We start from the raw sequence: 21,809 nt of genomic DNA on the forward strand, positions 1-21,809 counted from the left end.
TAATGATGGGGGACTTTATGTTTACTTTTCATATTAGTGATGAGCTTGAACTGAGAATATTAGAGAATCGGCATGCTGAGGAAGTATGGAGCCTAGTTAGTCTAAATCGCGAGTACCTTGCACTATGGCTGCCTTGGGTGAACCATAGTATCTATATCGAGCATACCCAGCAATATATTCAAGCTGAGCTAGAACGTTTTGCTAAGAATAGTGGATTTTCCTGCGGAATATTTTATAACCAAAATATAGTTGGGTGCATTGGCGTTCACGAAATTGATTGGCGGAATAAAAAAACCTCGATTGGCTATTGGATTGGGGAAGCCTATCAGGGTAAGGGCATTATGACCAACGCATGTCGAAGCATGATCACTTATCTGTTTAATCAACTACGCTTGAATCGTGTGGAGATAAGAGCTTGTACGGCTAACTTGAAAAGCCGGGCTATCCCGGAGCGGTTGGGACTCAAGCATGAAGGCACCATTCGCCATGCCGAACTGATTTATGATCGCTATTACGATCACGAGGTCTATGGAGTTATTGCTGAGGAATGGACTAATTAAACACATAATGTGTTGTTTTGTTGAGGTGTTTTTTATTTCTGAAGGGGTGTTTATTAGATGACTGAAAAGAACAAGGCTACTGATCAAGTTAAGGAACAGCTTGTGACTTATGAGATTTATGCCGCGATGCCGGACGATGGGCAACGCTATGAGATTGTTGATGGCAGCATGGAGTTGATGTCCCCGGGTCCCTCCACGAACCACCAAGCCATAAGCGGGGAACTAGAATTTATCTTAAAACAAAGCTGTAAATCGGAATACGTAATTTATGATGCGCCTCTTGATGTAATTTTAAGCCAGACAAATGTATTTCAGCCAGATATTATTATGATTCACCGCAATAGACTGCATATCGTAACAGCAAGAGGAATCGAAGGCGCACCTGATCTAGTTGTCGAAATTCTCTTTCCGGGCTCACGCAAACGAGATAAAGTAACTAAGATGAAAAAGTATGCTCAATATGGAATTAACGAGTACTGGATTGTCGATTCAATAGCGCGGACTTTAGAACAGTATCAGCTTATTGATAATGGTTTATATGAGCTTCGAAATCTATTTGAAGCAAATGATATCGTAACCTCGGACAAGCTTCCCTGTGTCTCATTCGTCATAGACGACATATTCAAAGAAATTTTGAGCTGAAGTAATTGACTAGCTAGAATAAAGCCTGTCCTCTTTGTTGGAGTATAAATAGTGCCTCGTCGATCGTTTTACGTCCCTCGTAAACTGCAGTTATTTCTTGCCTAGCTATCGTTTCAAAGGTCTGATAGAAATTCTGAGGTATTTTATCACTTCCTTGTATCGTGTTTGGGTATGGCTTCAAAGCATAGAACGCTTCCAGATGGTGACCTTTCTCATCCTTTATGTACGCTGTTCGAGTTGGCATACTTCCATTGATTGAAGCTTTTGAAGCGACACGTGCAAATTCATCACTGTTAATATAGCTGACAAATGACCATGCAGCCTGCAAATTAGAGGACTGCGCACGAATTGTGGCAATATCTTCGATCCAGATAGCGTTTCCTGTATCAGGATTACTCAAATCGATTGGAACCGTGACTAGATCCCATTCTGGCATCTGCTCACCCAGGTTGGTTTCAGCTCTTTTCAACTCACTCCTATAATCATTGGTACTGATGATCATCGCTATTTTTCCTGAGAAAAACGGATCCTGTTTTATAACTTCCTCGTTGCTCAATCCAGGAGTAAAACCATTCCCTCCTACGTTTTGGAAAATCGCCCCCGTTTTTAATGCGTCAATGGTGAGCTGAAATACTTTACTCCATGCGTTAGTGTGAATCGTCATCTTCATATTCTCAGCATCATAATAAGAAAGTCCTTGTGCGTAACCAATTTGCAAAGCAGCGTTGTATGGATTGACATCGTATCTATTTAACATAAGTCCATATATTTTGGAATCCCCATCAGTAGTTGGAAAACGTTGAGCAAGCTGCAGCACTTCCTCCCAGTTCATTTGATCCTTTGGATATGTGACTCCAATTCTATCAAATAAATCTATATTATAGTATATCGCCTGACTAGAAAAAAACGGAGAAAGCCCATATAACCTCCCACCGCTCATTGCCTTGATTGTATCGATCACGGTTGGCGCTATACCCTCTAGATTGAACTTATCCTTCCTAATCAAGGATTCGAGATCGTATAACATACCGTCATCTGCATATTTTTCATATTGATTCGAGTTAAGCATCAGTACATCTGGAGCTTGTTCCTCTATAAACTTATCCATTTCCAGCGGACGAATGGCAGCTGTGGATACCACCTCCACATTTATCTCGGGATTTTGAGCCATGAATAACGAGCCGTATTTGGAATAGAATGTTGCTTCATCGTAATAAAGTACCTTAAGCGTCGTTGCTGCTTTATTTTTCGAGAATCCGTCCCCTTTACAACCAACAGTGCTTAATACCAACAAGGTCACCATTAGAAAGCATAGCCCACGTTTCATTTCACCCTCAGCTCCATTCTCTGCTTCCACTAAAATGCGTACTCATTTTAGTGGTTTACCTACATAGCCTTCGGCAATCTGAAACAATTCTTTCTTCGAGACGTTTCCACTTACTTCTAGAGATATAAGGGTATTCTCATCGATCTTGATACGTAAAATTAGAACTTTGCTGAACTTATTACTTGAATAGATGCTCATTAAGCTATCATCCACTTTAACCACTTCCGAACTCTCCGGATACTTTTGTATCATAGAATTTTGCACTTTCAGAAGGTCGCTTAAATAAAGCACTTGCCTGGCGACGATCCACTGCTTTCCTTGTTCAAAGAAATCATAGAAACCATTAATATCTAAAGGAAGCTCATCTATTGAACCCGATTTCAAGGAGTTGCTTTCCACTCTTAGGACTCCAAAGGTTCGAGTTGGTGATTTAATCTTAGGATCCAACCGCAAAAACGGCCAAGGGAACAGGTTTTTCGCTTCTGCTAATGTCACCTCTTTCCACTTCTCGTGGTCTAGGAGCTCATGTTCAATTCTTTTAATATCGCTTTTCTTCATCTCATTCGTATAAATGATATTCTCGTTGTTATTAGAATAGAAAGCTATCTGGATGCCATTCCAATCAAATGAAGTAAAATGAATAGCTGCGCTGACGGAAAGAGAGGTAACGAGTAATAATACAACCACCGCAGCCCATATTAAACGGAGACGATAGGATCTCCGAATTTGTGTCCCTTTACTTGCTTCATACAAGCGAATTCTCTCCATGACAGGAGGGGCAGTATCTATTCTCGGGAGTTGTATGGATTTCATCGTATCGATTAGTTGATCATAATTCGAGTTGTTGTTCATGACGGATTATTCCCTCCTTCAGCTTGTTTTTACTTCTCAGCTTTTTCTTCAAGCGTTCAAACCGTTTACGCGCCGTTGCGGTGCTTATCTCCAAGATCCGAGCTATCTCTTCAAATGAATAATCTTCTTCTATCCGTAAAACCAGCATCTTCTTTTCGGCTATAGTGAGGCCACTGAACCAATAAGGCATTTCTGTACCCATTTGCTCTGAAAATATGAGCTCTGCGCTTTTGGCTTGACTCTCTGGCCGAAACAATGGCAGTAAATGCATCCACTTCCTTTTTCGCTTGAGCAGGTTTCGACAGTGGTTTTCAGCAATCTTATACAGCCAAGCTGTGAATGAGCCTTTAGTATCGTAGGTTCCAATAATTTGAAAGGTTTTAAAGAATGTATCTTGAGCTGCATCTTCCGCTTCCTGTCGATCACCAAGCAAGAAGTAGCAATAAGTATATATTTTTTGTTCAAAAAGGCGAATGATCCCTTCAAATGCAGCGGAATCCCCCTGTCGCACTTTGTTAATGAGTTCTTCTATCTCCATAGCAATCCCCACTTTCATTGCAGCTTTACTAAATATACAATTTGGACTAATAAAATGTGACATATTTTTTTAAAATATAACTATGCACATACCTCATCTCTGACCGAATCCACTTCCAACCTAACGATAATCCTGAGCAGACATGAAAAAAAACCCGTCAGAGCATGCTCTGACGGGTTTTCGCATTTGGTTAGTATGTCCAAGTATTGTTTGTTGAGCCAAGTAATTTAGTATACACTTCTGTACCTGTTGTGATTTGATCATAAACATTAATTGTATAGCTATTGCTGCTACCATTATTTTTAATGAACTCAATAAATTCATTATCTGTAGCAAACGTAATAGGTATAAAAGTTGAACCAGCACCTACAGTCAAATCTTTAAAATCAAACTCTTTCTTATGTTTCTTGGAAGCTGAATCGGTTATCTCAACAACAAGCTTGTGTAAGTTTGTTGAAGTCGGTAGCGGAAGAGTGCTCTTAGCAAGTGAATAATCAAAATTAATGTTAAACCCAGCATTATTCACATTACTTGGTGTTTCTGATTTAAAGTTACTCAATCCAATTGTATAAGGTTGAATAACCATACCACTGAGAGATCCACTTACTGTTGTATTCTCATCAGGCAGCACCATTTTCGCTACGCGGATGTAACCATCTGTACTAACAGTAGGATCTGGACCACTGGAAACGCTGTTGACCGCTTGACCAATCAGTAGCTCAATATCCGTACCTTTCAACCCTTGTGGTAGTTCAGCAGTAATAGCTACAACTGCCTTACCACCTGGATTAATCTTCCCTGTCGCATCTATTACTTTTGCTGGGAAATAAAGATCATCCTTTGTTTTTAAATAAGCGGATAAAGGAGTTGAGGTAGTAATACGTTTCTCTAAGCTCTTCATATCTAATTCCAAATAATAAAGGTCATTAGTTGTACCTTTATAAGTGTAGAGATTAGTTACCGTCAGCTCAGCAGATTTACCTGTGTTAAGAAGTTTATAGCTTTCGCCCTTAGCTATAGTAGGTAGATCGACCATATCTGCATTGCTCTTGAATTCAGCTATTGTTAAGCTATCTGTCTCTGATTTCTTTTCCTGCAGCACAAGCTTAAGATCGCTAAACTGTGAAGTGTATGGGATTTTACTCATGACTACATAACTCGCTTTACCACTTGATGGAATAGAAATGGCTTTGTCCATATCCAAGATACTAGCATCAATTTTTATTTTACCATCTAATAAGAAGTAGCCTTGAAGCTTGGTTGGAGGCGCAACAGCCGTTCCTTTATTACTAATCGAAATTTCAGCTGAGAGAATATCTTGGTCCTCCCATGGCAAGCGTTGAACGGATACCAATTGTGCGGAGTAAGAACCATTCGTATTGGTGTAGAAATATTCATATCCAAATGAAACTTCCTGGGTTGTTGACTCAGGTACCTTGAAAGTAGCAATCGGATAATTGAAGCTGCTATCCGTTCCTGTTGCTGAAGGCTGAACCAATTGCAGTTCCAGCTCCGTTACGTCTACGGTCAGTGGAATACTGACGGAAAGCTGGAATTCTTTGCTTTCCTTCGGATTCAAGCTGATTTTGGTAAAAGTAGTTGCCGTTAACGGATAAACTAAACCATCTTTGGTTTTCACATTAAACAGATACTCTGGAAGCAATACTGCCTTAGCCCCATTGTTTTCAAAGGACATGAATATATTGGACGTATAGCTGGTTTCCGTTTTGGCCATTGAAGCACGATTGATAATGGCGTTAATGGATTTACCTGCTACATCAATTACTTGTGCAAATTCCGTCGAAGCCTCTTCAGGTGTTGATTTAGGCACCTTGTAGGTAGCGATTGGATAATTGAAGCCGTTATCTGTGCCAGTAGTACCTGTAGCCTGAGGCTGAACCAACTGCAGCTCCAGCTCATCCACGTTTACTGTCAACGGAATACTGACGGAAAGCTGAAATTCTTTGCTTTCCTTCGGATTCAAGCTGATTTTGGTAAATGCAGTAGCCGTCAATGGATAAATTAAACCGTCCTTGGTCTTCACATTAAAGGTGTATTCGGGAAGTAATACCGTCTTAGATCCATTATTCGCAAAAGTAAAGAAAATATTGGACATATAATTGGTTTCCGTTTTAGTCAATGAAGCACGATTAATAGTTGTATTAACGGCTGTGCCTGACACATCAATCACACGTGTGCTATCTGCGCCAGCTGCAGTATCAGATTGCGGCAATGCATATAACGCTACAGGCAAAACCTTTACAGTTTCATCTGGTTTGGTAACCTGCATTTTCCAACCCTTTGCAGCAACGCCTGTAGGAACGGTCGTTGTCAGCACCACTTCTTTTTTCACACGCGGAGCAAGAGTTAAATCTACAATTGATTTCGCATCCAATGGATAAACATAACCTTCTGCTGTTAATAAATCAAAAGAATACGCAGGCAGCTTTACGCTTTTCAGGCCAATATTCTCGATGGAATAGTAAACAGAAACTAGATAATTCTCATCCGTCTTGTTGATAGCGACTCTTGAGATCGCCGTCTTCAGCGATGTGCCTAGAACAGGAATAATTCTTTTCACCTGAACTGGAGTTAAGTCCGTATAGGTTGCCGGTATACTAAGAGTTCCAAGACTCCGCTCATAGTTGCCTAAAGTGAAGTCCCATTGAATAAAGCTAAACTTCAAATCCTTTAAGCCCGTTTTAGAGTTGACCTTCGCATAGAAGTGGAAATCCAAGCTGCTGTGAGGAGCGACTCGATTCTTGTCTTTATCCTCAGGCATCAAGTTAATTGTATACTTAGCGCCCGTTTGGTTCGTTAACCGTACCCAATAATCAATAAATTGCAGTTCCGTATCTTCACCATTAATAACGGTCACGGTAAAGGTTACTGTTTTGTCTTCATCCCCTGCAAGTATGGCTACTTGCTTGAGCTCGAAATTACTCTTTTTATTAATAGCTACTGAGCCTACAGGCACAATTCCTGCGATGACCTCTGTAGCTTTGGGAGCTACAGCAGGTTTCGCTGCTGCCCCCCCATTATCCGCAAAAATCGGAATAGCTGTCCCACAGAATAAAGTAAATATTAGTGCAAAAGATGTGATTCTTTTCTGAAAAGATGAACGCATTTTTGATTACCTCCATAGAGTTTTTGGCAGAAAATATCTTCGTAAGCGTTACTGGGCTTTTGTAAAAGGCAAGCATCGTTAGCTTATCTAAGTTGATCTTTGCCTTTAACCCGCAGGAACAGCTATCGCAGGCGATGATTGAAACAACGATGGATCGATTTGGGCATTCGGATTTTCTTTAAGCTTCTGTAGTGCCATATTTCCTTTGGTTTGCCATTCCGTCAATGCTTGCTTAACGGTTTTCTTGCCTGTTGCAACTTCTTGGAGTGCTGCTTGCCCAATCTGTTGGACGGACCAAAGATTTGGTTTTTCCTGCATCAGCTTAGTATCGTCCATAAGTGGAGCTAGTTTAATTTTGTAAAAGGCATCAATATGGTAATCAGTGCCTTCTTTAGGTAGGATATATTTCATCCGGGAAACCATTTGCTGCGTACTATGGGATTTCAATTGTGCCCATTTCTCACTATTGGAGAATTCAATGAATTTCCAAGCATCTTCTAAGTTAGATGATTTGGCGTTAATTGCCATTAAATTATTAAAGTATACATTGGAAACCTCGCCTTGTGCTGACGGATGACTTGGCACGGTAACCACATCCCAGTCAATCTTGGTATAGCCTTTAATTGTATCTGCACTCTTATTAGCATTAATGATTTGTCCTAGCTGACCATAGGGCATTAACGTCATAGCTACACGACCCGACATGAAATCGTCATAGCCAAATGGACCTTGTGGTTGATCGCCTTCTCCAGCTCCCATTTTCATTCGTATCATATTGTCAGAGGACGGCATAACTTTATCCTTCTGCAGTTGGTATATGGTATTGAGTGCATTTTCCCATTCTGGGGTATCTACTGTCATTTTCTCGCCTAGCTCATCATACATCCGTAATTTCAAAGGATCGGTATAAGCTTTCATGCTATAGAACATATCGCCTTGAGATTGTGAAGAGAAAGAGAAGCCATATTTATGATCTTTACCCTCACCTACAGAAAGCTTCTTAGCTAGAGCAAAAACTTCATCCCATGTCATGTTATCTTTAGGCATTTCTTCGACGCCTGCATCGATAAACATTTGCTTATTGTAGATCAGCGCATTTGAGCTGAATGTAGACGTAAGCGCATAAAGCTGACCATCTTCGCTTGCACCCTTCAAGCTATCCAGAACGACAGGGGCAATATCCGTTGTATCAAATTTATTCTTCTTGATCTGCTGGTCCAGAGGTGCTAATAGATTCGCATCCAGCAGGGTCTTCATTTGTTCAAAGCCCAGAACTACAATATCTGGTGGATTTGGTTTATCCATTAAGTCCATCATCGTTTCCAATGGAGTCTTTGGCTTCTCAGCATTAGGGTCCACTTCCTCATCGCTACTATAACCTCCACCATATCCGTACCTATTCCCTTCATCTTGTGTAGGAATGATTTCGATTTTGATATTGTCATTGGCGAATTCAAACAGCTCTGTATACTGCTGACGGAAATACTCTTCATCCATACCGTAGCTTGATGCAATTCTTAGAACATGCTCTGTCTTAGTGTTTGAACCCTTTTTAGTACATGCTGCAAGCATGCTTCCCACCATAATCAAAGCTAGCAGGGTAATCGATATTTTTCTCATTGCAATGCACCTCCATTTATTAGTTTAAGTCAGGCTAATTTCTCGTTCTTCGGGGGACGGATGACTATCTTCTCACCATCAAATTCCATGGATGCTTTTCCATTGATTTGTAAAGCATCCAGGTAGGCTTTGGGTACCTGAAGTCGACCTACTCGGTCTAGCACGACATATTCTTCATGCTCCTCTTCAAAAGTACTCTTGTGCTCCGACAATCTTCCTAGCTCTTCTAAGTTAGGATTGCGTTTAATAAATTCCGTACTCGTTAAGCCATCCCTAATCGCAACTACACGATCGACTTTACCGGCTAATTCCATATCATGGGTGACAATAACAATGGTTACACCAATCTCTTTATTCAGCTTCCGAAAAATATCCATGATCATATCCGACGTTTGTGAATCTACGGAGCCTGTAGGCTCATCGGCTAGCAGCAAGGATGGATGATTGCAAAGCGAGATGCCGATGGCTACCCGCTGCTGTTCTCCTCCGGAAAGCTGCTGCAGCTTATTATGCATGCGATCCTTCAAACCGACCCACTCGAGGAGCTGCTTAGCATAACCACGATCTACTTTGCCGTTTAACATCATCGGCATTTCAATATTCTCCAGAGCGGTTAAGTAAGGAAGTAGGTTGCGCGCATTATTCTGCCAGATAAAACCTACCGTTTTACGTTTGTATTCCACCAATTGTTTATCTTCAATTTTCAGTAAATCCCACTCGCCCACTCGTACTTGACCAGCGGAGGGGCGATCGAGGCCTCCCAAAATATTGAGAAAGGTTGACTTCCCACTACCACTATTCCCAATGATCGCCATCATCTCACCCGCTCCGACAGAGAGGTTAAGCCCCTGCAGGGCGACGACTTCGACGTTGTCGGATTTGAATATTTTTACAAGACCTTCGCAATGAATCAAGGTTTAACGCTCCTCTCCAAGCTTGATAGCTTGATGCACACGCAATCTGCGGATATGGAAGAACAAGAATCCAGCTCCCAATAACATCATCACCATCACTATAAAATAAAGCTGATACGTATCACTTGCCTGAAATACGACGTGAAACGGAGGTACTTGGGTTTGCACATTATCGGACGTTTGCAGAAACGGCAGGAATAAATAGCTTGCCAGCTTGCCAACACCAATCCCAATGGCTATGGATAAACCGCCCGTTAGGGCCTGCTCCACCAACAACATCACCGTTAATTGCTTACGTTTTAATCCCATAGCACGCAAGACACCAAACTGTACAATCCGGCTGGAAAGATTAAAGAACCAATATAATACGTAACCGATGAGCGAGATGAGAATCGAAACCAAGAATCCAAGGCTTAGAATTCCGAACACGCCGCCATGCGTTGGATGTTTATTAAGCTTAACCAGCTCACTCCGCACGTCCTTCACACCAACCAGCTCTATATCTTTACTCGCTAAATCCGCTACTAATGGCTGAACCGGAGCGCCATCCTTCATTTTCAACCAAATGTCATAAGGGATAAGAGGAACCTGATCATAAATGTAATCTAAATTTGTAATGAAAAAGGGCTGTTTATCTGGATACTGCGTCGGCCAATAAGGCAAGGTACCGACAATAACGAATTCAACAGGTACCTGTGATAGAACGATGGTGATCAAGTCACCTGCTTTTAATTGATACCGTTCCGCAAAGGAAGTGGAAATTATAACCGATTGTTCATAAGAACCCATTAAATTCAAATATTTAAAGGGATGTGCTGGATAAAGGTCGTTGCGGAACCAAGCGACTTTAGCAAACTTGTCGTTATCGATTCCCATAACACTACCCTGGCCAAGCGATTTTCCGGAAACGATGACATTGCCTTTCGTCTGCAAAACTCTTGCTGCGGCTTCAACGCCATTCAGCTCTTCGAATGCTCCAAACGGCGGTTCAATATAACGAATCTTCGCAGGTGGCTGCTGACCACCCGTTCCTCCGCCTGAGCCTCCTCCGCCACTACCGCTGCCTGGCTTTGGAGTTGGAGTAGGGGCACTTGGCAAATCATCCGTTACCCCTTCCCATACCGGCTGCATCACTACATCCGTCCCATATTGGTAAAGCATACGTTCTGTTGAGTTTAAATCGATCGTTCTTGCCGCAGATGCATTATAAACCCCTAAACCCAAAGTCATAATTAACAAAAGCATCAAGGGATAATAAGCTTTAGCAGAGCGAGACAGCTGGGTTAAGGTCAAGTAAATCGATACAGGCAGCAAAGATCGACCTATCCAGCCTAACAGCTTAAGCATCCATGGGAAAATCCTTAGAAAGAATAAACCTAATGCAAAGATGGATAAAGCCGGTACAAAAAATAATACCCATTGAACCTGTAACTCATCGGATGCCAATCCTGTTTGTTGGGCGATAAATTGGTTTTGTTGAAACATATACCAGCCATAGCCTGACAACAGAATCAAAGCGACATCCAAGTACCAACGCATCCACCATGGTTTTCGATCTGCACGGGCTTGCTGCTGCTTGTAATTCACGATCGATGATTTAGCATACACCACCGCTGGAATGACTTGTGCCGCAATAGCGATAAAAACAGCAATCACACTATAGATGAAGGCTTCTTGTGAGAATCCGACCGGGATCGACTTCCGATCCACAAAGGTCAAGAATCCACTGGAGGATCCAATGCTTTTAGCAAGAAACCAGCCTATCAACGGGCCAATAATTAAGGCAATACCACCAAGAATTAAACCCTCTAGCATATAAACCCAGATAATCTGCCTCGTGCTGCCTCCACGTGAGCGAATCACGGCAATGTCTGTCCGCTGTCGATCCAATGATTGCCTCGCATTCATCACAATGTAGTAAAAGACCATAGCGATCATCGGCGCTGCAAGCGTAAATAACAGAATTTGCAGTTGGGTGCTTTGACGTTTAAACTCACCAAGCATATCAAGAAATGAAGTATCGACTTTGGTGTTTTTTAATTTTTGATCCAGATTAATATCCAGACGCTCGAGTGTATTCTCCAAAGAGGAGATCCGACTGGTTTTAATTTCCTTTAAGTCAAAGGCATAATACCAAGTAGAAAGATTGAGCGGCACCTTATTCTTCTCTAGCAGCTCTGACTTAAACACCTTATCGCTAATAATAATGCTGTTGAACAAGGATTCCATGCCTTGGTACCAATAAGGCTCCGCTTCAATTAGTGGCTTGAACGCTCCCACAATCTTCACTTTCATGGATAGCTTCTTCGATCCAGAAGCCAATGGATAATTCAATATATCTCCAATATGCAGATCATTACGGAACATCGCTTCTTCCATGACAACCGCTTCGACAACACCATTTCTGACAACTTCGCTATACTTAGTGCCGTAAGACACCTCTGTATGAGCCCATAAATCATTCATCGTGGAGAGCGTCATTTGCCGTCTTTTGCCAGAATCGTTTTTCGGTGCATCCACCAGGGAGACCTGAGCTCCGCGAATCGCCATATTGTTGACATAAACATCATCAGGGTATCGAATATCTTTAGGCACCTGTTCACGTATGTATTGATCCACATCGTTTAAAGCAGCTAAAGTTGGCTTATCGCTACCGACTGGCTGATACCTCAGCAATAGAGAACCAGCCGGCATATTATCGCTTTTTTCAGCGAGTGTCTTAATGACAACACGCTTTAACGCACCATCCGAATACATAGGAATACTACTTGTAAAAGAAACAGCCAGCAGCAGTCCCAGGAAAGTACTAAGTGTCAGTAACCGTGTGTTCCACATTTTTCGCATGAGAAAACGCAGCATAGCCATATATTTTATCGACCTACGACTTTCTGGCCTACCGTCAATCCTTTAATAATTTCAACGCTAGTAGACGTCATCTGCCCAATTTCCACATCAACTTCTTTTTTGGTGCCTTTTGAATCAATCACTTGCACATAATTGCGAGCTCCTACAGTACGTAAGGTAGAAGGTGGAATGACAATAACATTCGTTTTGCGATTAATAATGATCGCTGCGCTGAGGTAGTTACCACGTATCGTATTTTCCGGCATTTTCTCCAGATTGACTAACAGATAGTTGGATAAGGATTCCTTCACAGGACCTTGGCCTCCATTGCCATTATTAGGGTCATCCGAGCCTTCAGCCTTCGGATCTGGCAGCTGAGCGATTTTGCCTGTAAGCTGGCCCTCGCCATTTAAATCAACTCGAACCTCCATGCCAACAGCTACCTTTTTAAGATCGTCTGGTGTCAAGCTTAGCGCTACAGTAAGCTTGCCTAGATCTGCTACAATAGCAACGGCATCATAGGCTTTCACAGCATCGCCTTTTTGTACATAAACGGCTGCTAACGTCCCTGAGAAAGGTGCAACCAGTCTGGCTTTGGCAATAATTTCTTGATTGTCGGCAATAGTTTGGCGTTTCTTCTCGAATTCGAGCTTCTTCAATTCCATCTGCTCTGGGGTCAAGCTGCCATCGCGCAAGGTTGTTTTCATACTAAGCTCTTCTAAGCGATTATCCAGAACCAAGCCTTTAAGAGTAGACTCGATATCGGAAACATCCAGCTCAGCGAGCAGTTGACCTTCCTCTACCGTATCGCCCGGTTTTACAAAGACCTCTTTAATTCGTTTGCCATCTAAAGTAAAGAATAATTCTTCTTCTTTAGTAGCCATAATTTTGCCGGATCCACGCACTAGAGTTTCCATTGTATCTGTTTTAACCGCATACTCTGGTTTTTTGGAAATCTTCGGTGGGGCAATAACCGGAATAGCTTCTTCATCATTTTCCTTGGGCAGCAAAGAACAGCCCGCAGATACTACTAGGCTTAAGGATAATAAACAGATAAGAATGACTTTTGTTGTTTTCGCTTTATTTAATTCTACCGTCCACCATTTCAAGTACATGGTCTGCTACCTCCAAAATTGTAGGATCGTGTGTTGTCATACAAATCGTTACTTCTTCCGTATCAATAATGGAACGAAACACAGACATGATCTGTGCACCCATCTGAGAATCAAGCTCTGCTGTAGGTTCATCAGCCAATAATAAGCTGGGGCGATGTACAATCGCTTTCGCTATGGCTACACGTTGCTGCTCACCGCCGGACATTTCATACGGGCGATGATGCATCCGTTTAGTCAAACCAACCATATCTAAACAATGAAGCACGCGTTCTTTCCATAAAGCTTTAGGTGAATTCGCCATCCGCAAACCAAGCTCAACATTCTCATAAGCCGATAACAAAGGCATTAAGGCATACGATTGAAAAATAAAACCAATTTCCTTGCGCCGTACCTCCGTACGTTGATTGTCATTCCATAAGTGAAAAGGATAATTATGAAAGAAAACCTCACCTTTATCGGGCTGATCTAAGCCGCCTATTAAATTAAGTAATGTTGTTTTACCTGAGCCTGAACGTCCGCGCAGCATAACAAGCTGTTTCGGCTCTAAACTCATGCTAATTCCCTTAAGAACATGCAGTTTAGTGCTGCCTACTTGAAAGGTTCTTTCTACTTCCTTCACCATTAAAAGCTGCTTTGTACCCTCCAATAGTGTCCCCACCTTCTCCCAACCTTTCTCTATATTAACACTCTCATGTTAATATAAACGTAAAATTTTTCAAATAGTTGCAGTATGGAAGAATCTTATTGTCGGAATATGGATTACTAATATTTGGAATCGTTGTGTTTCGAATTCCATTAGTCATTTATAGCATCAATACCCTGCTGCAGCAGCTTCTGAGAATCAGTCCATACCCCATCTTGAGTGGAATGAAGAACTACTGCCAGCACATTTTTCCCATTACGGCTTGCAGAAGAAACCAGGCAATAGCCCGCTTCATCGGTAAATCCTGACTTAATCCCATTAGCACCATTAAAGGAAAATGGACCATCCTGCTGCAACAAGAGATTGCGGTTTGTATAAGTAACAGAAGCTGATGAGGACTTCGTTGTAATCTCCTGCTTATTCACAATTTGTCGAAATGTATCGTTCTTCATCGCCTGCATGGCAATAAGCGCCATATCTTTAGCAGTTGTATAATGCTTGGAGCTGTGAAGTCCATGAGGATTAACAAAGTGTGTCATCTTCGCACCAACTTTCTTAGCTTTTTGATTCATCAGCTTGGCGAAATACTCGATGCTAACTTCAGCTGACATGGCTTCTCCGCTAGACTTCTCCGCGATGTACCTCGCGATTGTTCGCGCTGCATCATTCCCCGAAGGGAGCATCAGTGCAGCAAGCAAGTCCTGCAATGAAAGTACTTGGCCTTCGACAAGACCGGCCGTGCTCTCATCCTTAGTCCGCAGCTGCACTTCATCTCCTACAGTGACTCGATCCTGCAGCTCTCCTTGCTCAATTGCAATCCAAGCCGTCATAATCTTAGTCGTACTGGCGGGATACAGCTTTTCCTGATCATTCTTGCTATATAGTATTTTACCTGTTTGCTCATTCATCACAATTACGGCACTAGCATCTATGCGGCTGTCAATTGAAGGCTTATTTATTGAGTTCAATGCCAAAGCTGCATGAGGCTTTAAGCTACTCCAATGGTTAACTATAGTTACCAAGACAACCGACATCATAATAAGACTAAATAAAACAGTCCCTCTTCTAATTCTCATAGCATACATTTCCCTTCTATCTGGTCTAATCTAACCATCATAGAATAGAAGGATTAATATTCTGCTAAGAAAATCTAACGTTTTTATTAAGATTCACTCGTTCACGTTAAGCGACTGCTTCAACCTAATCGAAAAGCAGGTTAAATCTGAATCACTTGCCGCTTCAATTGTTCCACCATGCAGATCCACAATTTGCTTAGCAATTGCAAGTCCAATCCCCGACCCGCCGCTATGGAGGTTACGCGATTTCTCCACCCGGAAAAACCGTTCAAAAATATAGGGCAAATCTGCGGGAGGAATCGCTTCTCCATAATTCGTTATTTCCACAACGACCTCTTGGTTATCCATACGACCGGTTATATCGAGATACTTCCCCTTCTGACCATATTTAATGGAATTAGTGAATAGATTCTCGAACACCCTTCGCAGTTTGTTGCCATCGGCCAATACGATCAGCTGGTTATTATCGAATAGTAATCGCGGCTCCATATTAGCTTCACTCAGCTGTAGGCGAAATTGTTCTGTAATTTGCCAGAGCATTTCAATCAGGTTGATTTTACTGGTTCGCAGCTTCATTTCGTTGTTGCGCAAGCGAGTATATTCGAATAAATCTTGAATCAATTGGCTGAGCCGTTGCGATTCCTCGTATGCCATACTGACATAATATCTAAGCTCAACTTCATCTCGATAGCGATCCTGCTCAATGAGCCCGAGATATCCGGTAATTGAAGTTAGTGGTGTGCGCAAATCATGGGAAACATTCGTGATCAGCTCATTCTTCGACTGCTCCGCTTTTCGCTCTTCTTCCAATGTATACTTCAGCCGTTCTACCAGTCGATTAATATTAACGGCAAGCTGACTCAACTCTGCACTAGGTCTAATTTGCACCTTATGCTCAAAATAACCATCCGCAAGTCTCTGGATATCTTGATTAATTTCCTTAAGGTACTCATTATGCTGGCCTCTCTTCTCACGAAAATCAAAATAAGCAAATACCAGCAAAAACAAGGGTAAGCTAAAAAGCAAATATACCATCGGATATCCGATATAGTGGTTCAGCCATACAAAAAGGTCGCCCAAGCTAAAGTTATAGATCAGCCCAGAATTAAACACCGCCCTTGCTATAATCCAGAATAGCACCATCAGTACGAACGTTGATACAATACTCCAAACCAGCGGCTTAAACGGGTTAGCTTTCAATTTTATAACCTACTCCCCAAACCGTATGAATTAACTTCTCGCCATCCATTTCTTTTTCTAGCTTCTCGCGCAGCCGACTCATATGCACCGTAACGGAATTGTTGCTTTCATAATATTTTTCTTTCCAAATCAGTTCAAATATCTCCTCCGAGTTAAAAACCCGCCCCAAATGACTTGCCAAAAGAAACAGAATTCCAAATTCAATCGGCGTTAATCTAACAACTTTCCCTCCGACTGTTACCGAATGGCTTTGTTTATCAATTTGCAAGGAGTGCAGCCTGATAAGATGCTCTGAGGGAGGGGACATCTGCAAGCTAAAATAAGCTCTCCGCAGCAAAGATTTTACCCGTGCCACCATTTCCATTGGGTTAAACGGCTTGACCATATAATCATCAGCACCCGAAATTAACCCGGTTATTTTATCCATATCTCCATCCTTAGCACTTAGCATTAGAATAGGCGTGATTTGTTTCTCGCGAATCTTCAGGCAAACCTGCAGCCCATCCATTCCAGGCATCATAACATCGAGAATAACCAAATGGATTAATTGACTGTCCATAATATCTAAGGCTTCAAAGCCATTAATCGCTTTAACTGATCTATAGCCTTCATTCTTTAGATAAATCTCGATTAACTGGGCAATCTTACTATCATCATCCACAATTAGAATATTCGTATCCATCTATACTCACCCTTTACATAACTGTTGTTAGTTATATTATCATTCAATACGAGGGAAAGTATAAAGAAAAGGTTACGATAAGATTAAGTACGCTTCATTTCTTGATCAAGCTTCAGCGCAAGCTCGTGCAGCTTACCGGGCAGGTCCTTATCGTCTGTTTCAAGTATACTTATAAATTGAGCTCTGATTTCTTCTTTCCACACATTACCAGCAAATGGATTGTTATTGAGTGATGTTTTGACCAAGTAGTTAAACTCATTATCGAATATTTTCTTCACCGGGTCTGATTTTTGATGAAATGCTTTTGATAAAGCCTGATTAAGAGTTTCTTTTATTCTCACTTTGTCGCCTCCTTATCAGCATTTTTTAAGCGGTTAAGCTCTTCATCAAGCTTCAGTGCAAGCTCATGCAGCTTAATTGGAAGGTCTTGTTCTACTTCTCCAAACAGCCCCTCAAATTGTGCGACCCTCTCTTCATTCCACGCATTATAGAAGTATAGATTATTATCCATGGCTGGTTTTACCACATAGTTTGCTTCTTCAATATAGACACTTTTGGCCGGATCTGAGCTTTGCCCAGAAGCATCTGCCATGGCTTTGCTAGTTGTCAAATAAAAGTCAGTCAATTTATTTGCGGTTTCTTGTTTGGTTAAAGTAAGGTATTTGATAAATTGCCACGCCTCTTCAGCATGCTTGCTGTTCTTAGAAATCCCAAACCCGGATAACCAAACGGGGTTGGCCCGCTTACCGCCTTCAAAATAAGGTAATGAAGCGATGCCAATTGTATCTTCAGATGTCAGTTTTAATAGGTACGGCCAAATATCCATACTCATTCCTGTTGGTGAATTTCCAAATTGGTTCAAAGCATCATTGAAATCCATAGGTGTTTGCTTAAGTTTATCATCTTGATAATACTTGTTAAGCCAGCTAAGCGTACGGATTGCCTCCGGACTATCCAAGTAGGCTACAGAGGTTGTACCATCAGGTGAAAGCACCCCTTTTCCGGTGCTCCCCATTAACAAGTTTAAGGTAGCAATATCATATGGCAAGACAGAACCCATTGGTTTTAATTTTTTCGAAATATCTCTGAATTGCTCCCAAGTCCAAGCACCCTGCGGATATGAGATATTTACATCTTCAAAAAATTCTTTCCTATATACCATTACTTTAGGTACGGCAAATATAGGCAGGATAAGCATTTTGCCATTGATTAATGAGGCATCTAAAATCCGTTCATTGATATCCATTTCTTTGGAACTGGTCAAATGCTTCAAATCCAACAATAGGTCCTTTTTATCAGCTATCTCAAGGTAATTCAAATCCAATTGAATAATATCGGGTGAATCTTCAGTTGCAAGCAATTTTGTAATATCTGTTCTTATCAGAGTTGGCTCATGCGAGTAATTGATGGTAATAGTGATATTGGGATATAGTTTGTGGAAATTCTCTGCGGCATCCAAATATACTTTCTCATAATCTAAATTAACAGCGGTCAGGTTGCCCGCAAAGCTTAGCTGGATACTTACAGGCTCAAGAGCTTTTTTTGTTTTATTGCAAGCAGAAGTAGTAAGCACTATCGCAATTATCATGGTCATGACAATTATTGTGCTTATTAATTTACGCCCCTCCATACTACCACATCCTTAATTTTACATATAAAAATCATACTTTAAAAAATACTTGAAAAATAGCTGTATTTTGTTAGAAAAAGGTGTTGATTTGTTGGATTTCTGAAGCAAAGTATAAAGATGAGGTATTAATACCGAAATAGGCATGTCCGTTTATAAGCTGAAAATCTCTATTTAGCTTAGCTGAAGTAACGTGTATAATAACATCATAAATCTACTCTTAAATCATAATTTATAAGGAGCGTACTTATTAATGAAACTGCAGCAGAATGAAAAGCTAGTAATGATCGGGGATTCCATTACAGATTGTGGACGTGCAAGACCTGTAGGCGAGGGACTTTTTGAAGCAATTGGCAAAGGCTATGTAGCTCAGGTAGAAGCTTTGATCAGCTCGACTTATCCGCAGCGTAAAATTCGCGTGGTTAATGTAGGCAGCGGCGGGAATACGGTTCGCGATCTAGAAGCCCGCTGGCAGACGGATGTTACGGATCTTAAGCCTGATTGGCTTTCGATTATGATCGGAATCAATGATGTTTGGAGACAATATGATACTCCTTATATTACCGAGTCACATGTCTATATCGAAGAATATACGGATAAGTTGAATAAATTGGTTGAACAGTCGAAAAAGCAGGTCAAAGGGATTATCTTGATGACCCCGTTCTATCTGGAGCCCAATCCAAACGATGCGATGCGTGCGACCATGGATCAATATGGGCAAGCTGTAAAAGCAATTGCCGAAGCCCACGGAACATTGTTTGTTGATATTCAGGCAGCTTTTGCACCCGTGTTAAAGGAAATATATCCCGCTACACTCGGTTGGGATCGAGTTCATCCAAGTCAAGTAGGACACATGGTGATCACCCGTGCATTTCTGAATGCGATTGACTTTTCATGGCAGGGCGAGTGATTGTGAGACAGGAATGATTAGTTATTAATTAAAAAATCCGTTGACGTTTCGACGGAACGAGTGTTAAGATCACATCTATGAATTCGTATCAAATAAATTGGAAAAGGAGGGTGAAGCAGATGGTTAATGTACGATTTATGGATCATTTAAAAACACATCAATCTCATACATTAACTAAATATAGCCTAACCTTTCCGACGACATTTCTAGCTTAGAAGCAATAAGCAGTTCGTCACCATTATATAAATGATGGAAAACGCGGGTTACGTGCAAACGTCACAAGCGTTTTTTTGTTCTCACGAATAAAAAGGCAGGTCGCTTAGGCGATGTGTCTTTTTTAAATTCTAAGCAGTCTTAAGGGGTGTTAACCAACATGTTTATAGTTTTTAAGAAATTAAGCTGGTTTTTTCGATTGGAATGGAAACGGTATACGATAGCAATTATTTTGCTGAATATTTGTGGATTTATTGAAGTCATTCCACCTAGATTGATCGGGAATGCCATTGATGGGATACATACTGGCACAATGAGTATGGAACGTTTAACTCATTTACTGTTCTTATATGGCGGCCTAATTGTGGCTAGCTACATATTAACCTATGTATGGATTTATAAGCTGTTTGGCGGCTCTATTGTGCTGGAGAGATTGCTTCGTTCCAAGCTAATGCGCCATCTTCTGAAGATGACTCCTACGTTCTATGAACGCAATCGCACTGGTGATTTAATGGCACGCGCAACCAACGATTTAACGGCTGTATCCACTACCGCTGGCTTTGGAATTCTAACCTTAGTCGACTCGACCGTTTACATGTGCACGATTCTCGGGATGATGGGGTTTCTGATTAGCTGGAAGCTTACTCTCGCTGCTTTAATCCCGCTGCCGCTTATGGCTTACATTATGGGGAAATTGGGCAACCAAATTCACGGACGTTTTATGCGCGCACAGGATGCATTTGGCGATATGAATGATCGTGTGCTGGAAACCATTGCTGGCGTTCGCGTGATTCGCGCCTTCGTCCAAGAGACAGCAACCGAGCAGCGTTTCCAAGATATGACCACAGATGTTTATCGCAAGAATATCGCAGTCACTCAGATAGATTCGCTTTTCGAACCCATTGTAAAAATTCTCGTGAGTGCAAGCTATTTAATCGGGTTATGTTATGGCGGTTATCTTGTATTCCATAGTCAACTCACACCTGGAGAGCTAGTTACATTTAATGTGTTTCTCGGGATGTTAATTTGGCCGATGATGGCTATTGGCGAGTTAATCAACGTCATGCAGCGCGGTAATGCTTCATTAGATCGCGTAAATGAAACGCTCGGCTATAAGCCAGATGTTGTCGATCATGAAGGTCACGAAGAGCTGAAGCGACCAGAAACGATTATTTTTGATCAAGTTAGCTTTCGTTATCCATCCTCAACAGTTGATAATTTGATTCAGATTTCTTTAACACTGAAGCAAGGGCAGACCTTAGGAATTGTCGGTAAAACCGGTAGCGGTAAGACCACCCTGCTCAGACAGCTGCTGCGAGAATATCCACTTGGGCAAGGTACAATCAGCATTTCTGATATACCGCTCCAGCAGTTGAATACGGATAATATTCATGGTTGGCTCGGTTATGTACCTCAACAGCCAGTCCTATTCTCCAAAACCATTCGAGAGAACATTCTATTGGGTGGTCAGAATGCTACAGAGGATGAGCTGCAAAATGCTCTGGAGCTAGCCTCCTTCAGTAAGGAAATGAAGTATCTGCCCGATGGGATTCATACCCTTGTTGGTGAAAAAGGTGTTGCCTTATCTGGCGGCCAGAAACAACGAGTTTCCATTGCTCGCGCTTTAATAGCTAATCCAGAAATCCTGATACTCGATGATGCGCTATCCGCAGTAGATGCCAAAACAGAAACCAAAATCGTACAGGGCATACGCAATCAACGAGCAGGACGTACAACCTTGATCACGACCCATAGACTTTCCGCTGTGCAGCATGCAGACTGGATTATTGTGATGGACGAAGGCGCCATTATTGAAGAAGGAACCCACGATCATCTGGTGCAGCAGAATGGCTGGTATAGGGAACAGTACGACCGACAACAAATTGAAGCCCAAATCGAAGCGTAAGCAGGTGAATTAC

18 protein-coding genes are annotated in these 21,809 nt (G+C 41.6%); 4 read left to right on the forward strand and 14 right to left on the reverse strand.

What is annotated here, in order from left to right:
• Positions 1–17 precede the first annotated feature (17 nt).
• Together EHS13_RS33680 and EHS13_RS33685 are read left to right on the forward strand one after the other, a co-directional pair.
• Positions 18–560 (forward strand): GNAT family N-acetyltransferase, encoded by a 543-nt coding sequence (locus tag EHS13_RS33680; protein WP_155704600.1) that lies wholly within the window; start codon positions 18–20, stop codon positions 558–560.
• 57 nt (positions 561–617) lie between these two features.
• On the forward strand, positions 618–1,202 hold the full coding sequence (locus tag EHS13_RS33685; protein ID WP_155704601.1) for a Uma2 family endonuclease: 585 nt from the start codon (positions 618–620) through the stop codon (positions 1,200–1,202).
• A 13-nt stretch (positions 1,203–1,215) separates the two neighbouring features.
• Here EHS13_RS33685 and EHS13_RS33690 read toward each other — a convergent pair whose 3' ends face one another.
• The 14 genes from EHS13_RS33690 to EHS13_RS33755 form a co-directional block, all read right to left on the reverse strand.
• The gene (locus EHS13_RS33690; protein WP_155704602.1) at positions 1,216–2,529 is read right to left on the reverse strand and encodes an ABC transporter substrate-binding protein; all 1,314 of its coding nucleotides are present in this window, start codon (positions 2,527–2,529) and stop codon (positions 1,216–1,218) included.
• 42 nt (positions 2,530–2,571) lie between these two features.
• On the reverse strand, positions 2,572–3,381 hold the full coding sequence (locus EHS13_RS33695; protein ID WP_155704603.1) for a hypothetical protein: 810 nt from the start codon (positions 3,379–3,381) through the stop codon (positions 2,572–2,574).
• Positions 3,359–3,919 (reverse strand): RNA polymerase sigma factor, encoded by a 561-nt coding sequence (locus EHS13_RS33700; RefSeq protein ID WP_162463384.1) that lies wholly within the window; start codon positions 3,917–3,919, stop codon positions 3,359–3,361. Before EHS13_RS33700 ends, EHS13_RS33695 begins: the two co-directional genes overlap by 23 nt.
• A gap of 190 nt (positions 3,920–4,109) precedes the next feature.
• On the reverse strand, positions 4,110–7,046 hold the full coding sequence (locus EHS13_RS33705; RefSeq protein ID WP_155704605.1) for a hypothetical protein: 2,937 nt from the start codon (positions 7,044–7,046) through the stop codon (positions 4,110–4,112).
• 105 nt (positions 7,047–7,151) lie between these two features.
• Positions 7,152–8,666 (reverse strand): ABC transporter substrate-binding protein, encoded by a 1,515-nt coding sequence (locus EHS13_RS33710; protein ID WP_155704606.1) that lies wholly within the window; start codon positions 8,664–8,666, stop codon positions 7,152–7,154.
• Positions 8,667–8,695: 29 nt separating this feature from the next.
• On the reverse strand, positions 8,696–9,580 hold the full coding sequence (locus tag EHS13_RS33715; protein WP_155704607.1) for an ABC transporter ATP-binding protein: 885 nt from the start codon (positions 9,578–9,580) through the stop codon (positions 8,696–8,698).
• Between the two features lie 3 nt (positions 9,581–9,583).
• Positions 9,584–12,445: an ABC transporter permease gene (locus tag EHS13_RS33720; protein WP_155704608.1), complete on the reverse strand. Its 2,862-nt coding sequence runs from the start codon at positions 12,443–12,445 to the stop codon at positions 9,584–9,586.
• 5 nt (positions 12,446–12,450) lie between these two features.
• A complete protein-coding gene (locus EHS13_RS33725; RefSeq protein ID WP_155704609.1) occupies positions 12,451–13,539 on the reverse strand; it encodes an efflux RND transporter periplasmic adaptor subunit in 1,089 nt (362 codons plus the stop codon).
• Positions 13,505–14,161 (reverse strand): ABC transporter ATP-binding protein, encoded by a 657-nt coding sequence (locus tag EHS13_RS33730; RefSeq protein WP_155705619.1) that lies wholly within the window; start codon positions 14,159–14,161, stop codon positions 13,505–13,507. Before EHS13_RS33730 ends, EHS13_RS33725 begins: the two co-directional genes overlap by 35 nt.
• A gap of 173 nt (positions 14,162–14,334) precedes the next feature.
• The gene (locus EHS13_RS33735) at positions 14,335–15,258 is read right to left on the reverse strand and encodes a D-alanyl-D-alanine carboxypeptidase family protein (protein ID WP_155704610.1); all 924 of its coding nucleotides are present in this window, start codon (positions 15,256–15,258) and stop codon (positions 14,335–14,337) included.
• A 93-nt stretch (positions 15,259–15,351) separates the two neighbouring features.
• Complete coding sequence (locus EHS13_RS33740) at positions 15,352–16,458, reverse strand: sensor histidine kinase (RefSeq protein ID WP_155704611.1); 1,107 nt, start codon at positions 16,456–16,458, stop codon at positions 15,352–15,354.
• The gene (locus tag EHS13_RS33745; protein WP_155704612.1) at positions 16,448–17,140 is read right to left on the reverse strand and encodes a response regulator transcription factor; all 693 of its coding nucleotides are present in this window, start codon (positions 17,138–17,140) and stop codon (positions 16,448–16,450) included. The genes EHS13_RS33740 and EHS13_RS33745 overlap by 11 nt, the downstream gene beginning before the upstream one ends.
• An 83-nt stretch (positions 17,141–17,223) precedes the next feature.
• Positions 17,224–17,481 carry a hypothetical protein gene (locus EHS13_RS33750; protein ID WP_155704613.1) on the reverse strand — a complete coding sequence of 86 codons (258 nt, stop codon included), beginning with the start codon at positions 17,479–17,481 and terminating at the stop codon, positions 17,224–17,226.
• Entirely contained in the window at positions 17,478–18,770 is a 1,293-nt protein-coding gene (locus EHS13_RS33755; protein WP_155704614.1) for an ABC transporter substrate-binding protein, read from the reverse strand. The genes EHS13_RS33750 and EHS13_RS33755 overlap by 4 nt, the downstream gene beginning before the upstream one ends.
• Positions 18,771–19,020: 250 nt before the next feature.
• On the opposite strand from EHS13_RS33755, the gene EHS13_RS33760 reads away from it, so the two are divergent.
• Complete coding sequence (locus EHS13_RS33760) at positions 19,021–19,677, forward strand: SGNH/GDSL hydrolase family protein (protein ID WP_155704615.1); 657 nt, start codon at positions 19,021–19,023, stop codon at positions 19,675–19,677.
• A 373-nt stretch (positions 19,678–20,050) separates the two neighbouring features.
• Positions 20,051–21,796 carry an ABC transporter ATP-binding protein gene (locus EHS13_RS33765; protein WP_155704616.1) on the forward strand — a complete coding sequence of 582 codons (1,746 nt, stop codon included), beginning with the start codon at positions 20,051–20,053 and terminating at the stop codon, positions 21,794–21,796.
• Positions 21,797–21,809 lie beyond the last annotated feature (13 nt).

Source organism: Paenibacillus psychroresistens (genome assembly GCF_009728935.1).
GTDB lineage: Bacteria > Bacillota > Bacilli > Paenibacillales > NBRC-103111 > Paenibacillus_AC > Paenibacillus_AC psychroresistens.

Coding starts and splice junctions, on each gene's coding strand:
- EHS13_RS33730 (WP_155705619.1), bottom strand. CDS start 14,161: ATGGTGAAGGAAGTAGAAAGAACCTTTCAAGTAGGCAGCACTAAACTG.
- EHS13_RS33695 (WP_155704603.1), bottom strand. CDS start 3,381: ATGAACAACAACTCGAATTATGATCAACTAATCGATACGATGAAATCC.
- EHS13_RS33735 (WP_155704610.1), bottom strand. CDS start 15,258: ATGAGAATTAGAAGAGGGACTGTTTTATTTAGTCTTATTATGATGTCG.
- EHS13_RS33680 (WP_155704600.1), top strand. CDS start 18: ATGTTTACTTTTCATATTAGTGATGAGCTTGAACTGAGAATATTAGAG.
- EHS13_RS33685 (WP_155704601.1), top strand. CDS start 618: ATGACTGAAAAGAACAAGGCTACTGATCAAGTTAAGGAACAGCTTGTG.
- EHS13_RS33700 (WP_162463384.1), bottom strand. CDS start 3,919: ATGGAGATAGAAGAACTCATTAACAAAGTGCGACAGGGGGATTCCGCT.
- EHS13_RS33725 (WP_155704609.1), bottom strand. CDS start 13,539: ATGTACTTGAAATGGTGGACGGTAGAATTAAATAAAGCGAAAACAACA.
- EHS13_RS33710 (WP_155704606.1), bottom strand. CDS start 8,666: ATGAGAAAAATATCGATTACCCTGCTAGCTTTGATTATGGTGGGAAGC.
- EHS13_RS33760 (WP_155704615.1), top strand. CDS start 19,021: ATGAAACTGCAGCAGAATGAAAAGCTAGTAATGATCGGGGATTCCATT.
- EHS13_RS33720 (WP_155704608.1), bottom strand. CDS start 12,445: ATGGCTATGCTGCGTTTTCTCATGCGAAAAATGTGGAACACACGGTTA.
- EHS13_RS33755 (WP_155704614.1), bottom strand. CDS start 18,770: ATGGAGGGGCGTAAATTAATAAGCACAATAATTGTCATGACCATGATA.
- EHS13_RS33745 (WP_155704612.1), bottom strand. CDS start 17,140: ATGGATACGAATATTCTAATTGTGGATGATGATAGTAAGATTGCCCAG.
- EHS13_RS33765 (WP_155704616.1), top strand. CDS start 20,051: ATGTTTATAGTTTTTAAGAAATTAAGCTGGTTTTTTCGATTGGAATGG.
- EHS13_RS33690 (WP_155704602.1), bottom strand. CDS start 2,529: ATGAAACGTGGGCTATGCTTTCTAATGGTGACCTTGTTGGTATTAAGC.
- EHS13_RS33705 (WP_155704605.1), bottom strand. CDS start 7,046: ATGCGTTCATCTTTTCAGAAAAGAATCACATCTTTTGCACTAATATTT.